18 protein-coding genes and 1 tRNA gene are annotated in these 14277 nt (G+C 70.3%); 8 read left to right on the forward strand and 11 right to left on the reverse strand.

Annotated elements, in window-relative coordinates; all coding sequences use genetic code 11:
* The first annotated feature begins 95 nt into the window (after positions 1 to 95).
* Together E6G06_13955 and E6G06_13960 are read left to right on the forward strand one after the other, a co-directional pair.
* Positions 96 to 401: a hypothetical protein gene (locus E6G06_13955; GenBank protein TML89673.1), complete on the forward strand. Its 306-nt coding sequence runs from the start codon at positions 96 to 98 to the stop codon at positions 399 to 401.
* Between the two features lie 618 nt (positions 402 to 1019).
* A complete protein-coding gene (locus tag E6G06_13960) occupies positions 1020 to 2030 on the forward strand; it encodes a site-specific integrase (GenBank protein ID TML89674.1) in 1011 nt (336 codons plus the stop codon).
* A 40-nt stretch (positions 2031 to 2070) separates the two neighbouring features.
* Here E6G06_13960 and E6G06_13965 read toward each other — a convergent pair.
* The 7 genes from E6G06_13965 to E6G06_13995 form a co-directional block, all read right to left on the reverse strand.
* Positions 2071 to 2146 (reverse strand) — tRNA-Ala (locus tag E6G06_13965).
* 39 nt (positions 2147 to 2185) lie between these two features.
* Entirely contained in the window at positions 2186 to 2653 is a 468-nt protein-coding gene (locus E6G06_13970) for a hypothetical protein (GenBank protein ID TML89675.1), read from the reverse strand.
* A gap of 179 nt (positions 2654 to 2832) precedes the next feature.
* On the reverse strand, positions 2833 to 3324 hold the full coding sequence (gene moaC / locus E6G06_13975; GenBank protein ID TML89676.1) for a cyclic pyranopterin monophosphate synthase MoaC: 492 nt from the start codon (positions 3322 to 3324) through the stop codon (positions 2833 to 2835).
* A gap of 77 nt (positions 3325 to 3401) precedes the next feature.
* Positions 3402 to 4391, reverse strand: a complete 990-nt coding sequence (moaA, locus tag E6G06_13980; protein ID TML89677.1) for a GTP 3',8-cyclase MoaA — start codon at positions 4389 to 4391, stop codon at positions 3402 to 3404.
* Positions 4392 to 4400: 9 nt separating this feature from the next.
* Positions 4401 to 5597 carry a molybdopterin molybdotransferase MoeA gene (locus tag E6G06_13985; GenBank protein TML89678.1) on the reverse strand — a complete coding sequence of 399 codons (1197 nt, stop codon included), beginning with the start codon at positions 5595 to 5597 and terminating at the stop codon, positions 4401 to 4403.
* A 43-nt stretch (positions 5598 to 5640) separates the two neighbouring features.
* On the reverse strand, positions 5641 to 6525 hold the full coding sequence (galU, locus tag E6G06_13990; protein TML89679.1) for a UTP--glucose-1-phosphate uridylyltransferase GalU: 885 nt from the start codon (positions 6523 to 6525) through the stop codon (positions 5641 to 5643).
* Complete coding sequence (locus E6G06_13995) at positions 6522 to 6734, reverse strand: hypothetical protein (protein ID TML89680.1); 213 nt, start codon at positions 6732 to 6734, stop codon at positions 6522 to 6524. The genes galU and E6G06_13995 overlap by 4 nt, the downstream gene beginning before the upstream one ends.
* Positions 6735 to 6822: 88 nt before the next feature.
* On the opposite strand from E6G06_13995, the gene E6G06_14000 reads away from it, so the two are divergent.
* The 4 genes from E6G06_14000 to cpaB are packed head-to-tail and all read left to right on the forward strand — an operon-like array spanning position 6823 to position 9110.
* Positions 6823 to 7167, forward strand: a complete 345-nt coding sequence (locus tag E6G06_14000; GenBank protein TML89681.1) for an FmdB family transcriptional regulator — start codon at positions 6823 to 6825, stop codon at positions 7165 to 7167.
* Positions 7167 to 7598 carry a cyclic nucleotide-binding domain-containing protein gene (locus tag E6G06_14005; GenBank protein ID TML89682.1) on the forward strand — a complete coding sequence of 144 codons (432 nt, stop codon included), beginning with the start codon at positions 7167 to 7169 and terminating at the stop codon, positions 7596 to 7598. Before E6G06_14000 ends, E6G06_14005 begins: the two co-directional genes overlap by 1 nt.
* A 27-nt stretch (positions 7599 to 7625) precedes the next feature.
* Complete coding sequence (locus E6G06_14010; GenBank protein ID TML89683.1) at positions 7626 to 8438, forward strand: S-methyl-5'-thioadenosine phosphorylase; 813 nt, start codon at positions 7626 to 7628, stop codon at positions 8436 to 8438.
* 54 nt (positions 8439 to 8492) lie between these two features.
* Positions 8493 to 9110, forward strand: a complete 618-nt coding sequence (gene cpaB, locus E6G06_14015; GenBank protein ID TML89684.1) for a Flp pilus assembly protein CpaB — start codon at positions 8493 to 8495, stop codon at positions 9108 to 9110.
* Here cpaB and E6G06_14020 read toward each other — a convergent pair.
* Together E6G06_14020 and E6G06_14025 are read right to left on the reverse strand one after the other, a co-directional pair.
* The gene (locus tag E6G06_14020; GenBank protein TML89685.1) at positions 9079 to 10038 is read right to left on the reverse strand and encodes an undecaprenyl-diphosphate phosphatase; all 960 of its coding nucleotides are present in this window, start codon (positions 10036 to 10038) and stop codon (positions 9079 to 9081) included. The genes cpaB and E6G06_14020 overlap by 32 nt on opposite strands.
* Positions 9947 to 10654 carry a PHP domain-containing protein gene (locus tag E6G06_14025; GenBank protein ID TML89686.1) on the reverse strand — a complete coding sequence of 236 codons (708 nt, stop codon included), beginning with the start codon at positions 10652 to 10654 and terminating at the stop codon, positions 9947 to 9949. The genes E6G06_14020 and E6G06_14025 overlap by 92 nt, the downstream gene beginning before the upstream one ends.
* An 88-nt stretch (positions 10655 to 10742) precedes the next feature.
* Between E6G06_14025 and E6G06_14030 the strand changes: the two genes are divergently transcribed.
* Positions 10743 to 11012 (forward strand): 2TM domain-containing protein, encoded by a 270-nt coding sequence (locus E6G06_14030; GenBank protein TML89687.1) that lies wholly within the window; start codon positions 10743 to 10745, stop codon positions 11010 to 11012.
* A 2-nt stretch (positions 11013 to 11014) separates the two neighbouring features.
* Here E6G06_14030 and E6G06_14035 read toward each other — a convergent pair whose 3' ends face one another.
* Both E6G06_14035 and E6G06_14040 read right to left on the reverse strand, forming a co-directional pair.
* Positions 11015 to 12358, reverse strand: a complete 1344-nt coding sequence (locus tag E6G06_14035) for a TldD/PmbA family protein (GenBank protein ID TML89688.1) — start codon at positions 12356 to 12358, stop codon at positions 11015 to 11017.
* Positions 12355 to 13743 carry a TldD/PmbA family protein gene (locus tag E6G06_14040; protein ID TML89689.1) on the reverse strand — a complete coding sequence of 463 codons (1389 nt, stop codon included), beginning with the start codon at positions 13741 to 13743 and terminating at the stop codon, positions 12355 to 12357. The genes E6G06_14035 and E6G06_14040 overlap by 4 nt, the downstream gene beginning before the upstream one ends.
* Positions 13744 to 13892: 149 nt before the next feature.
* On the opposite strand from E6G06_14040, the gene E6G06_14045 reads away from it, so the two are divergent.
* The gene (locus E6G06_14045) at positions 13893 to 14180 is read left to right on the forward strand and encodes a thioesterase (GenBank protein TML89708.1); all 288 of its coding nucleotides are present in this window, start codon (positions 13893 to 13895) and stop codon (positions 14178 to 14180) included.
* Positions 14181 to 14277: the final 97 nt, after the last annotated feature.

The raw sequence follows: 14277 nt of genomic DNA on the forward strand, positions 1-14277 counted from the left end.
CGAGCACAGCGTCAGTTTGCCTGAGTACCTAACTGCCGCTCGGCCCGCTCTCATTGGGCAGTATGTCGGTCGTGCGTAAGGCTGCCCTCACTCTGGTGGTCGCCGCGATCCTGGGCGCGGGCGGTGGCGCCGTAGCGTTCCGGTTTCAAGACGCCAATCAGCCGCGCAAGGTGATGCTCTGCCTGACTGGGGCTGTCGTCGTCGAGGTCGATGGGCGCGAGGTGCTGCTCGAAGACCAAGGCGAGCCGGGGCGTGATCGCTGCGACGTGGATCGCGTGCCTCGACGGGGAAGCGGCTGGCGCTTCGTGCTCGGCTTCGACTGCCGCATCCGCGATGTCGCCGGTCGCGTTGTTGGCACTCGCACTCCCAACCGTCCAGATCACACGTGCGGGCAGGAGTAGGTCCGAGGGACTGCGGCCCCTCGCTTCCCACGCTAACGCTCCCGTACCGCCGCTCGGGACTGGACGCAACCAGCCCTAGGCGGGAGGGCAGGGGATGCCTACTCGCGCCAACAGCGCGCAGAAGGTCGCTCGACCCATCTTCCAGCGGCCGTCCTCGACGCCCCGGGGAGGACAAGAGCTCGCTCCTTGCCTTCGTGGAGTGCTGCCAGCTAAGACGAGTCCGTGCGGAAAGTCCCCGTTGTTCTGGCGTTGCTCCTCGTGATGGCCGGATGCGGTGGCGACGACAAGGCGGCCAGCACGACCGCTGCAACCGACGCGCCGACCACGAACGCCGCGTTCTAGCGACCCATCGGCACAGACTTCTCGGCGAGAACGCTCGGCTGAGATAGGGGAAGCGTCTAACCCGCTCAACCCCTTGGGCAGTAGGGAGGATACGCCAGTCGGGCTTGGGGGCACCGGCCCGTCGCCTTGGCCGCGCGCACCAGAACGGGCACCTTCAGTCGAATGCTGCAACGCTAGGACCGTGAGGCGCATCACGGGAGGCCTGATCGGGGCGACGCGGACGGCAACGCCCGCTCGGAATCGCACCGCACTCTGACCGCGGCGCGGGCGCGCAAGGTGACGATCGAGGCCGACAAGCTGCACGGGACGTTCGTTGATCCCAATCGGGGCAAGATCACGTTCGCGGCGTGGTGCGAGGAGTACCTCGACTCGTCCAACAAGCGCGCCACGACGCTCGCGCGTGATCGGTCGGTCACCGACCGGCACCTCCTGCCCGCCCTGGGCCGGCGGCCGCTGAACGCAATCTCCAAGCGTGACGTGCAGCAAGTCGTCAACCGCATGAAGCGGAACCTCGCCCCCGCCACCGTGCGCACGAACTACGGCGTGCTCCGGGCCATCCTCAGCGCCGCGGTGACCGCCGACCGCATCGGACGCAGCCCGTGTCAAGGGGTGAGCCTGCCGACGCAGGAGCGCCCCAAGATCCGCTTTCTGACGGCCGACGACCTCGTCCGCCTCGCGGATGCCACGCCGGTCGAGTGCCGCCCGATGATCTACCTCGCCGGGGTGCTCAGCCTCCGCTGGTCAGAGGTGGTGGGCCTGCGCGTCGGGCGGGTCAACTTCCTGCGCGAGACGCTCGAGGTGGCCGAGACGACCGCCGAAGTCAGGGGCGTGCTTATCGAGCGGGCGGACGTGAAGTCACGCGCGAGCAAGCGGACGCTCGCGATTCCCCCCTTCCTGGTTGCGCTGCTGTCCGAGCACCTCGCGCGACGAGGGCTGACGGCCGAGACCCCCGACGCGCTCGTGTTCATCGCCCCCGAGGGCGGTCCGGTGCGCGCCGGGAACTTCCGACGACGGATGTGGGCCCCCACAGTGCACGCGGCTGGCCTGGACGGCCTCACCTTCCACGGGCTGCGCCACACCGCGGTGGGGTTGATGATCGCGCTCGACACCCACTTCGAGGCGATCAAGCAGCGGATGGGCCACGGCTCGATCCGGGTCACGTCCGACGTCTACGGCTCGCTGCTCCCCGCGGTCGATGCGTCGGTGACGCAGGCGCTTGAGGCACTGTTCCGACCCGAGGCCGCGAGGTCACGCGTTCACGGCGCGTTCACGGAGGGCGATGACTGAACGGGACGACGACGCGCAGGTGATCTGACCTGCGGTTTCGTGGTGGAGGTGAGCGGACTCGAACCGCCGACTTCTACGTTGCGAACGTAGCGCTCTACCAGCTGAGCTACACCCCCGGGCGGGAGCTTCAGGTTAGCCCTCCGGCAGGCGGGGGCTCAGTTGGCGGAGCGGCGCAGCGCGAGGACCGGCTCGACCTGCTCGCGGGTGCCGGGGAGGAAGCGCAGCTTCATCTCGCGCTCGGCGGTCACACCTCGGAGCCGGATGAGCAGGGCAACGTAGACGACGAACAGCACGTCGACGACCGCGTGCAGCAGCAGCATGGTGCGGAGACCCGGGACGAAGCTCAGCATCAGCGTGGTGACCATGGCTCCGCCGAGAACGAGCATCACGTCGCGCCGGCGCTTCTGGAGTCGCGCCCTCGCGCTCGGGGGGCGCGCGACCGGGAGCGCGCTCGACGCCGACGGGGTGCGGGGGGGTGCGGTCTCGGGGCCGGTGCGCTCGAGGGTGGTGAGCTGGCGGTGGAAGGCGCCGATCGAGTCGCCCGGTCGCCCCTCGGCCCGGCTTCGCAACCAGGGCGGGATCAGAACGACGGCCCACACAACGGCGAGGACAACCAACACCACGGTCAAAGCTCCTCGACCTACCTTTGCGACTCGGGGACCGTAACGCGGGCCAGCCACGTAGCGGTGGATGGGGTGGGGACCCGGCGGTTCCCTTTTACTACGGCGTTGGGGGAGGTCTCAACCCAAGCGCTAGGTAAATCTAGCACGCGCTCGCGTTAGATTGCGAGCGCAGATCTCGTTCAGACGCCGGGTTCGAGGGCCCGCCGATAGCTGCCCGACCGACCGCCGGACTTCTCCCAAAGCGTCAGTTCGCCGATCACCATCGACCGGTCGGTCGACTTGCACATGTCGTAGATGGTGAGCGCGGCGATGGAGCAGGCGGTCATCGCCTCCATCTCCACGCCTGTGCGGTCGACCGTCTCGACCGTCGCCTCGACCTCGACGTGGTCGTCGGCGAGTGTGAACCCGACGAACACCGAGCCCACCAGGAGCGGATGACAGAGCGGGATGAGGTGCGGCGTCTGCTTGGCGGCCTGGATGCCGGCTACCCGCGCCACCTGGAGCACGTCGCCCTTGGTGATCTCGGTGCTCGCGACCTTGTTCACCGTCTCCGGCTTCATGAAGACCTTGCACCGAGCGAGCGCCCGCCGGTGGGTGGCCTCCTTGGGCGTGACGTCGACCATACGGGCACGCCCCAGGGGGTCGAGATGGGTCAAACCGCGATCCGGCATTGAACAAGTCTAAAGCGACCAGCAGCGTCGCCGCGCTGGCCCCGGTCGTCGCCGACCAGGTCTTCGGCGCTCTCGGGTCAGCCGCCGATCTGGCTCATGCTGCGCGCCGGACGTATGAACGTCACCTGACCGATGCTGTGCCCGGCCCACTTGCCGGCGACGTCGCGGGCGATGGCGGACGCCACCTCTTCATCGCCGGCGCCGCTCCGCAATCGCGCCCGCAGGTCGGTCTCGGCCACGGCGAACAGGCAGTTGCGGAACTGACCCTCGGCCGTGAGCCGCACCCGGTCGCACGAGCCGCAGAAGGGCTGGGTGACGCTGGCGATCACGCCCACCTCGCCCCGGCCGTCCCGGTAGCGGAAGCGGGAGGCAGGTGCCGCGCCCCGGCGCACCGGCTCGACCGGGAAGACGGCGTCGATCCGCTCGACCACCTCGGCCGCGGGCACGACCACCTCGGGCCCCCAGGCTCCGTCGGCGTCGAGCGGCATGAACTCGATGAAGCGCACGCCCACGCCCCGCTCGCGACCGAACACGGCAAAGTCGACGATCTCGTCGTCGTTTACCCCGCGCATGAGCACGCAGTTGACCTTGACCGGGTCGAGCCCCGCGTCGAGCGCCGCCTGGATGCCGTCGAGCACCTGAGCCAACGCGTCGCGCCGGGTGATCTCGGCGAAGCGCTCGCGACGCAACGAGTCGCACGAGATGTTCACCCGCCGCAACCCAGACCGAACGAGATCGTCGGCGAGCAGCCGGAGCGTCGCACCGTTCGTGGTCATGGCGAGGTCGACGCCGAGCGCTGCGAGCATCTCGACCAGCACCGTCAGGTGGGCTCTCACCGTGGGCTCGCCTCCCGTGAGCCGGATGCCGTCGAACCCGAAGTGCTCGACGCAGATGCGGGCGACGCGCGTGATCTCCTCGAAGGTGAGCAGGTCGTCGCGTGGCAGCCAGTTCATCCCCTCGGCCGGCATGCAGTAGCGGCAACGGAGGTTGCAGCGATCGGTGACCGACACCCGCAGGTCGCGCACGGTGCGCCCGAAGGGATCGATCAGCGGCGCAGCCGGGGTCATGGCGCCAGGCTACGTCAGGAGGATCAGCTCGACGTCGCTGCCCTCCGCGACGCCGTCACCGTCGGGCACCACCGCCAGCGCGTTGGCCAGGGCCATGGCCCGCAGGAGGTTGGAGCCCTGGCCACCGGAGGAGCGGACGTGCCATCGGCGGTCGTCACCCGTCGACGCGAGCACACGCACGAAATGCACCTTGCCGTCGGGCCGGCGGCGCAGCGCCTCGTCCGCGACCGCCTCGACCGTGGGCCGGAACGGGTCGGTGTGCCCCATCATCCGGCGGAGCGCGGGTCGAGCGAAGAGCTCGAAGGAGACCATCGACGACACCGGGTTGCCGGGCAGGCCGAACACCGGCTTGCCCGAGACGATCCCGAAGGCCAGGGGCTTGGCCGGCTTGATCGCCACCTGCCACCACTGCATGGCGCCCAGCCGGTCGAGCACCACCTTGATGTAGTCGAAGTCGCCCATGCTCACGCCGCCGGTCGTGACCAGCGCGTCGCACTCGGCGAGGCCCTTCTCGAGCACCGCCGTGATGGCGGCTTCGTCGTCGGCGACGACGCCGAGGTCGACGGCGTCGCAGCCCGCCTCGTGCACCATCGCGACAAGCGTCGGCCGGTTGGAGTCGCGGATCTGACCCGGCCGCAGGGCACTGCCGTCGTCGACCAGCTCGTCGCCGGTCGACAGCACACCGACACGGGCCCGGCGGAACACCGGAACGCGCCGGTAGCCCAGGCTGGCCAACACGCCGAGGTGGCCGGGCCCGAGCACGGTGAAGGGCTCGAACGCGACCTGGCCCGCGGCGAGGTCCTCGCCCGCCGAACGAACGTGGTCACCGGGGCGCGCGGTGCGTGCGATCGCGACGAACCCGTCGTCGTCGACCCGGGTGTCCTCCACCATCACGATGGCGTCGGCCCCCTCGGGGATCGGTGCGCCCGTCATGATGCGCACCGCCTCGCCCACGCCGACCGCGCGATCCGGCGCCCGCCCGGCGGGCAGCGTGGCGACGACCTTCAGGCGCGCTCCTGCCTTCGCGTCGGCAGCCCGCACCGCGAAGCCGTCCATCGCGGTGTTGGCGAACGGCGGGACGTCCTCATCGGCGCGCAGCTCGACGGACGTGACGCAACCGAGCGCGTCTGCCAGCGCGACCGCGGAGGGATGGAACGGAGCGCACTCGGCGAGGACGCGTCGCTGCGCGTCGTCGAGCGCGATCACTAGGGACCCTGAAGGACACGGCCCACCGGCGGCCCCGGGAGCCTCAAATCAGCTTCTTGCGTTGCACGAAGTCGGCCAGGAAGGCGCGGAACTCCGGCCCGAGGTCTTCGCGGTCGACGGAGAGCTCGACCATCGCCCGCAGGTAGTCGATCTTCTTGCCGATGTCGTAGCGCCCGTGCTCGAAGGGGAACCCGTAGATGGTCTGCTCCTGGAGGAGCACCGCCATCGCGTCGGTGAGCTGGATCTCGCCGCCGGCGCCCGGCTGCACGTGCTCGAGCGCGTCGAAGATCTCGGGCGTGAAGACGTAGCGTCCCATGATGGCGAGGTTCGACGGCGCGTCTTCGGGCGCGGGCTTCTCCACCACGCCGAGGATGCGGACGAGCGCGTCGTCGACCACCTCGGGGCGGACGCACCCGTAGGCCGAGATCTCGGCGCGCGGGAACTCCTTGAGCGCCACCACCGACCGTCCATAGCGCTCGTACACACCCAGCATCTCGGAGAGCACGCGCGATTCGTCGATCATGATGTCGTCGCCGAGCATCACGACGAACGGCTCGTCGCCGACGTGCTGGCGCGCGACGGAGACCGCGTGGCCCAGCCCGAGCGGCTCACCTTGGCGCACGTAGTGGAGGTCGGCCATCTCGGCGATGGCGCGCATTTCCTTCAGCTGGTCGTGCTTGCCGCGGGCGTCGAGGTAGAACTCGAGCTCGAAGGAGCGGTCGAAGTGGTCCTCGAGCGACCGCTTGTCGCGTCCGGTGATGACGAGGATGTCGCGGATGCCGGCGCGCACGGCTTCCTCCACGACGTACTGGATGGCCGGCTTGTCGACGACGGGCAGCATCTCCTTGGGCTGCGCCTTGGTCGCGGGCAGGAACCGGGTGCCGAGCCCGGCTGCCGGTATCACCGCCTTGCGCACGACTTGCCTCATAGGTCGCCTCCTGCCGTGGTGACCACCACCGGTCGCCCCGGTTCGGCAGTCTCTCTCCGATGTCGGCCGTCGCCTGCCGTCCGGCGCGCCGCCCCGTCGGCCGCGGCGGTGTGCATCCTGTCGACCGGGACGGTGACGCCCTTGAGATCGACGGGTGTGAGCCTCGGAGAGGTGCCCGGTAGGTCGATCAGCGGTGCGAGCACGACCACGGCCCCATGGTACGGAACGCCCCGCTCCCGGTACACTGGCACTCACCCTGTTCGAGTGCCAACAGTGGAAGCCAACAGGAAAGACGGCATGCCCACCTACGAATATGCCTGCAAGTCGTGCGGCGAGCATCTCGAGGTCGTCCAGTCGTTCCGCGACGAGCCGCTCGAGGAGTGCCCCGCATGCGGCGGCCAGCTGCGCAAGGTCTTCAGCCCCGTGGGGATCAGCTTCAAGGGAAGTGGCTTCTACCGCAACGACAGCCGTTCGTCGACGAAGGCTGCGAAGGGCGACGGACACGACAAGTCGGAGGCGAAATCCGCCTCGTCCGAGTCGTCCGACTCCAAGGGCACCGACTCGAAGAGCGGGGACTCCAAGAGCGGGGACAAGCAGGGGACGAGCAAGAAAGAAGCGAAGTCCGAGGCGAAGTCGGCCTGATGCCGAGGGCGCGTCCCGAGCTCGATCTGCTGGCATCGGTCGACCTGTTCCAGGGGCTGACGCGCAAGGAGCTCGACGCCGTCCACGCCATGAGCCGCGAGCAGTCGTTCCCCGCGGGCGCCGTCGTCGCCGCGGAGGGCGCCGCCGCCGGCCGCTTCTACCTCATCGTCGAGGGCAAGGCCACGGTCACCGTCGGCGAGCTCAACCGGGCGCTCGCCACCCTGGGGCCGGGGGGCTACTTCGGTGAGATCTCGCTGATCGACGGCGAGCCGCGTTCGGCGACCGTCACCGCCGACACCCCGCTGCGCACGCTTTCCATCGCCAGCTTCAACTTCAAGGCAATCCTGTTCGAGTATCCCGCCATCGGCCGCAAGATCCTGCTGGAGATGTGCCGTCGCGTCCGGCGGCTCGACCAGTCCCTCGTGCACTGACCCACCTCGAGTGACAGTCGCGATCAGGTGACACTGCCTCAGGCCGACGTGGGCGTGTTCGGCGGATCGGGCTTCTACCGCTTCCTCGACGACCCCGTCGAGGTGGCCGTTCAAACACCCTTCGGGCCTCCGTCGGCGCTGTTGCACGCCGGTTCGATCGACGACGTACAGGTCGCGTTCCTGGCTCGCCACGGGCCGCACCACGAGACGCCAGCCCACCGCGTCAACTACCGCGCCAACGTGTGGGCCATGCGCCGGCTCGGCGTGCGCCGTCTGCTGAGCCCGTGCGCGGTCGGGTCCCTGCGCCGCGACGTGCACCCCGGTGAGTTCGTCGTCTGCGACCAGCTGGTCGACCGCACAGCCGGTCGCGAGGCGACGTTCTTCGACGGCCCGCTCGTGAACTCCATCTCCTTCGCCGACCCCTACTGCTCCGAGCTGCGCTCCGTCGTGGTCGATGCCGCACGCGCTGAGGGCATCACCGCCCACGACGGTGGCACGGTCGTCGTCATCCAGGGGCCCCGCTTCTCCACCCGAGCCGAGTCACGCTGGTTCCAGTCGGCGGGCTGGGACGTGATCAACATGACGCAGTACCCCGAGGCGGCGCTCGCGCGTGAGCTCGGTATCTGCTTCGCCAACATCAGCCTGGTGACGGACTACGACGCCGGCGTCGAGGACGACGACAATGTCGCCGCGGTCGACATGGACACCGTCCTGCGGGTGATGAACGACAACGTCGACAAGGTGCGCAGCCTGCTCATGCGCGCCATCCCCGCGGTCCCCACGGAGCGCGCCTGTGCGTGCGGCGTCGGCGCGCTCGACCCCGGATCCTTCGCGGACTGACGTAAGCTCACCCCATCGCTTCCCCGCGATGTCCCTTCGTGGGAGGAGCGCCCGATGCGCCTGCGCCGCGTCACTCGTTCGCCGGTTGCCTACTGGCTCGCTGTCATCGTGCTGGCCGCGGCCACCGCGCTGTTCGTGTTCCGTCTCGTCGACGCGACGGAGACCCTCCGCGCCCGGTTCGGCACGCGTCGTCCGGTCGCCGTCGCCGTCGATGAGGTCGGGGTCGGCCACGTGCTCACGGGCGACGACGTCGTAGTGCGGGAGGTGCCGACCACCTTCGTCCCGGCGGGCGCGGCCACCTCTGCCGGTGCCGTGGTGGGCCGCACGGTAGTGGTGGCGCTCTTCGCGGGAGAGGCCGTGCTCGAGTCGCACCTGGCGCCCGCGGGTGTCCACGGCCTCGGCGCTCATCTCACGCCGGGCCGGCGGGCGATGGCCGTCCCGGTCGGCGCCGCCGCCCCCGCGGTGCGCGCCGGCGACGCGGTCGACGTGCTGGCCACGCTCGAGGGTGAGAAGACGTTCGCGGTCGCCGAGGGGGCGACCGTGCTCGCGGTCGGCGCCGACGCGGTCACCGTCGCGCTCTCCATCGACGAGACGAGCGGGGTGGCCGATGCGATCGCGCGTGGCGCGGTGACGCTGGCCGTCAGGTCGCCGGTCGAAAACCCGTCACGATGAGCAGGAGCACCGCCGCCCCCGCCATCAACCGGTACACGACGAAGGGCGCGAACGAGCGGGTACGCAACAGCCTGAGCAGGAAGTGGATGGCCACCAGCCCGGTGATCGCGGAGGTCACCACACCCCAGAAGAACGCCGGGCCGGTGCCGTGGGGCAGCCCGCCGTCGGCCATCAACTTGGCGCCCTTGTAGACGAGCGCTCCCGCGGTGACGGGCAGGCTCATGAGGAACGAGATGCGCGCGGCTGCATCGCGATCGAAGCCGAGCAGGCGCCCCACGGTCATCGTCGCCCCCGAACGCGAGACACCCGGCTGCAGCGCCGCCGCCTGCCCGAGCCCCATGAGCGACGCCTCGCTCAGGTGGAAGTCCCCCTCCTCCCTGTTCGTCGCGGCGCGGTCCGCGATGAGGAGCACGACGCCGAAGATGATCAGCATCACCGCCACCAGCCACGGCTGGCTCAGGCTCTTCTCGATGAACGAGTCGAGCAGCGCACCGAGCACGAAGCCGGGCAGCGCCGACACCACGAGCAGGAAAGGGAGCCGCTCCTCGTGGCTCACGGCTCCGCGGCGCGCGATGGCGCGCAGGCCGGCCGGGACGAACGCCTTGAGGTCACCCCAGAAGTACACGAGCACGGCGAACAGCGTCCCGAGGTGAAGCGCCACGTCGAAGGTCTTCTTCAGCTCGGGGAACGCGTCGAGCTCGTGCCACGCGAAGAGCCAGGGCACGAGGATCAGGTGCCCGCTCGAGGAGATCGGGAGGAACTCCGACAGACCCTGAGTGAGGCCGAGCACGATCGCGTGCGCGACCGGGATCTGCGGGGCGGCCACCGCGAACATGTCAGATGCCTTTGGTCGAGGGGACGATGCGCGGCCGCCATTCGCGCGCGCGGTCGTACTGATGGCCGACGACCGCTCCGCCGCGCATGGCATCGAGGAAATCCGCCGGACCGTCGAAGTCGGGCATCTCGAGGTAGGCCGCGCCCACCGCCGACGGTTCGTGGGCGTCGCTGCCCGCGCCGCCGGGCAGGTCGTGCGCCTCGGCGTAGGCGCGGGCCTGCTCGTTGAGGTGCGACAACGACGTCTTGGCGTTGAACACCTCGATCGCGTCGACCGCCCGCGCCGCGACGAGGTCGTCGAGCACGCTCGCGCGCAGGCAGTGGCGGGTGGGGTCGAAGGGGTGCGGGATGTACACCAGCCCGCCCTGCGCACGGATGCGCTCGACGGTCTCGTCGGGCTTCAAGCCATACGGGAGACGCTCCGAGAGGAACAGGCCGATCACCTCACCCGCCCATGTGCGCAGCTCCTGGCCCACGATCACGCGACACGGCAGCTTGTTCGTCTGCGCGAGCTCGCGCGCGCCGTTCACCGTGCCGTGATCGGTGATGCACAGCACGTCGATCTCGGCCGCGCGGACGGCCTCGTCGAGCTCGTCGGGCGTCGTGGTGGCGTCGCCGGACCACATCGTGTGCAGGTGGAAGTCGACCCGCACCTGTCCGGGACGGCGCGGCGCGGCCAGGTGCGGATGGGTGTCGGCTGCCGCGGGCACGACGCGCAAGGGTACCGGCTTCGAAATGTGACCAAGTTCACAACATCGACGCGTTGTCAGCCGTCGAGCCCGAGCGCAGACTGCGGTGGTGATGTGCGGTCGCGCTCGACGGGACTTCTCAGAGTTCGACGAGACCGACGTCGACGCCAACGAGGCGCAGGCACGACGGGAGCGCGGCGTGATGCGCCACGCCAGCCGGGTCGGGACGATCGTCGTCGTCTGCCTGGCAATCTGGCTGCTCACCGGTGCGGGGTACTTCTGGCCCGGTTGGGTGCTGGCGTTCGGCGTCCTGCGGATCGGTATGCACGCGAGCGCCGTCTACGGGCGTCCGTTGCGCGGCGCCGACGCCGATTACTGACCTCAGGCGCCGCTGAGCGTGACGTCGCGGATCGCGAGGCTCAACCCCGCCGCGCCACCCGGCAGCCACTCGAGATCGGACCCCACCCCGACGACGTCGTGCAGCATGCGCTGGAGCGTCGACGCGATCGTCGCCTCGCGCACCGGCTCGGCGGCGACACCGTCACGCACCACGAGTCCTTCGCAACCCACGGAGAAGTCGCCGCTCACCGGGTTGGCGCCGGAGTGCAGACCCTGCACCGAGAGCACGAGCAAGCCGTCTCCGATGTCGGAGAGGAGCTCCTGTTGGGTGCGCGTGCCGGGCACGAGCGCGAGCGCCCGGGTGCCGACGCCCGGTGTGGTCTTGAAGCCCCCGCGCACCGCCGAGCCGGTCGACGCCGCGCCCGCACGCCGGGCCGTGTAGGCGTTCTGCACGAAACCCTGCAACACGCCGTTCTCGATGAGGACGTTGCGCCGGGTGGCCAGGCCCTCGGCGTCGTAGCAGCTGGCGCCCCGTGCCTCGGGATTGGTCGGGTCGTCGGTGAGGGTGAGCCCCACCACGGCGACCTGCTCGCCTTCGCGTCCGGCGAACATGGAGCGGCCCTTGAGCACCGATTCGCCCGACAGCGCGCCCGACAGGACACCGAGGAACGACGCCGTGACCATCGGGTCGAGCACCGCGGTGACTCGCCGCGACGCCGGCTTGGTGGCGCCGAGCAGGCGGGTGGCCCGTTCGGCCGCCATGGACGCGGCGCGGCTCACGTCGAGGTCGTCGGGCGCGCGGCCGATCGACCAGCCGAAACCCGTCTGGGTGTCCGCGCCTTCTCCTGCGATGGCGTACGCGTAGAGCGAGCACGTGGTGCGTCGGGCGTGTGCGCGGACGCCCGTGCTGGACGCGATCGCCGCCTCGATCGATGCGTCGCCGTACTCCGCGGTCTCGACCCCTCGGATGCGGGGGTCGGCGGCGCGCACGACGCGGTCGAGCTCGATCGCGAGCTGCACCTTCCGGTCGGTGGGAAACGCCGCCAACTCCACGCGGAAGAGGTCGAGCTCGGCCGCCGGTACCCCGTCGGGAGCGGGCAGGCCCAGGAACTCGTCGACCGTGCCGAAGCCCGCGTTGTCGCGGGCGTCATCGAGGGTCTCGCGCAGCGACGTCTCGTCGAGCGAGCCGGCGTACGCGAAGCCCTGCCGCTGCCCGGCGATGACGCGAACCCCTATGCCTTCGGTCTGCGCGGAGGACAGCGACTCTACGTCGCCGTCGTACACGCGCACGCTGGTGTCGTGGGTGCGAGCGACGTACGCCTCGACCTGCTCCCCCTCACGCGTCCACCCCGCCACCCGCTCAGCCAAGTCGAGCAGCTCGGTCATGCCGCGGTGCCCCCGACGGTCATGCTCGCGACGCGCAGGGTGGGTTGGCCGGCGGACACCGGCACCGACTGGCCGTCCTTGCCGCACGTTCCCGTCCACGTGAGGAAGTCGTTGCCAACGGCGTCGACGGCCTGCAGCACGTCGGGCCCGTTGCCGATGAGGTTTGCCGCCCGCACAGGATCGGTGACCTCGCCGTTCTCGATCAGGTAGGCCTCGGTCATTCCGAACACGAAGTCGCCCGTCGCGGTGTTGACCGACCCGCCACCCAGCGCCACGCAGTAGATGCCGTACGGCGTCTGCCGGATGATCTCCTCCGGGTCGTCGGCGCCGTCGAGCACGTAGGTGTTCGTCATGCGCACCATCGGCAGGTGTTGGTACGTCTGGCGCCGCCCGTTGCCCGACGAGGCGCGGCCCTCCTTGCGGGCGCGCAGGAAGTCCCACATGTAGTCGGTCAGCACGCCGTTCTCGATGAGCGTGTTGCGCTGCGCGACATGCCCTTCGTCGTCGATGGCGTAGGTGCCCCACTCGCGGCCGTAGGTGCCATCGTCGACGAGCGTGACGAGCGGGCTCGCCACGCGCTCTCCGACGCGGCCACGAAACACCGATGCGTCACGATTCACGAGGTCGGCCTCGAGACCGTGGCCGCACGCTTCGTGGAAGAGCACCCCGCCCGCGCCCGCCTTGAGGACGACGGGCAGCTTGCCGCTCGGCGCCGGGCGCGCCTTCAGCATGTCGAGGGCGCGGCGCGCCGCCGTGCGCGCCACCTCGTCGACGTCGACCTCGGCGAACAGCTCGAAGCCGATCGTGCGCCCGGGCGCCTCGAGCCCGGTCTGCATCCCCGTGTCTCCCGCGGCGACGCACTGGACCATGAAGCGCGTACGGACCTGGTCGTCAGTGGTGTGCAGGCCGTCGCTGTTGGCCACCAGGATGCGCCGGCGGCTGTCGGCGTAGGACGCGCTCACCTGACGGATCGAGCTGCCCTCGGCGCGCGCCGCCGCGTCCGCCCGCTGGAGCAGCTCGACCTTGCGCGCCTTGGGGACGTCGGCCGGGTACTCCGCGATCGGGTGGGCCTGCCGGTCGGCGCGCGGCTGCAGCGCCACCTCGTGCACTCCCCCGCCGCCGGCGCGGGCCGCGGCAGCGGCCGCCTCCGCCGCGCCCCGCAGCCCCGTCTCGGAGAGGTCGGCGGTGTGGGCGAACCCGGTCGTGTCGCCTCGCACCACGCGGATGCCGGCGCCGCGGTCGAGGCCCGAGGTCAGCTCCTCGACGCGACCGTCGTCGAGATGACCGGACGAGAGCCGCTTGTCCTCCGCGAACACCTCGGCGAAGTCGCCGCCCGTGCGCAGAGCCACCGCGAGGACGCGCTGGACGACGTTGTCTTCGATCACCTGAACGCTCCCAAACGGAGAAGTTCGCCTGTTTCGGCGGAAGTTCGTATGGTACCGCCGTGCCCGTGGAACCTGGACTGTGCGCCACGATCGAGCTGACGGTGGCTGAGAGCGACACCGCGGCCTCATTGCGCTCGGGCGACGTGCCCATGCTCGGCACCCCCCGGGTCGTGGCCCTGGTCGAGGAAGCGAGCGTCGCCGCCATCGCCGGCCGGCTCGCGCCCCACGTCACGAGCGTCGGGATGCGCGTGCAGCTCGACCACCTCATCCCCGTTCCCGTCGGCGTCACCGTGCGGGCCGAGGCGACGCTCGAGCGGGTCGAGGGCCGGCGCCTCAGCTTCACCGTGTCGGTCAACAACGACCGGGGGCTGGTGGCCGCGGGCAAGCTCACGCGCGTGCTCGTCAACCGCGAGCGGTTCCTCGAAAAGGCTCAGTAAATGGCGGCGGCCTCCAACTGACGCGGGCGATCGGCCCGCCAACGTCAGGCTTCTTGTCGCGCTCGACCACCGTGACGGTGGGTGAGCGCGACAAGAA

The organism is Actinomycetota bacterium (genome assembly GCA_005888325.1).
GTDB lineage: Bacteria > Actinomycetota > Acidimicrobiia > Acidimicrobiales > AC-14 > AC-14.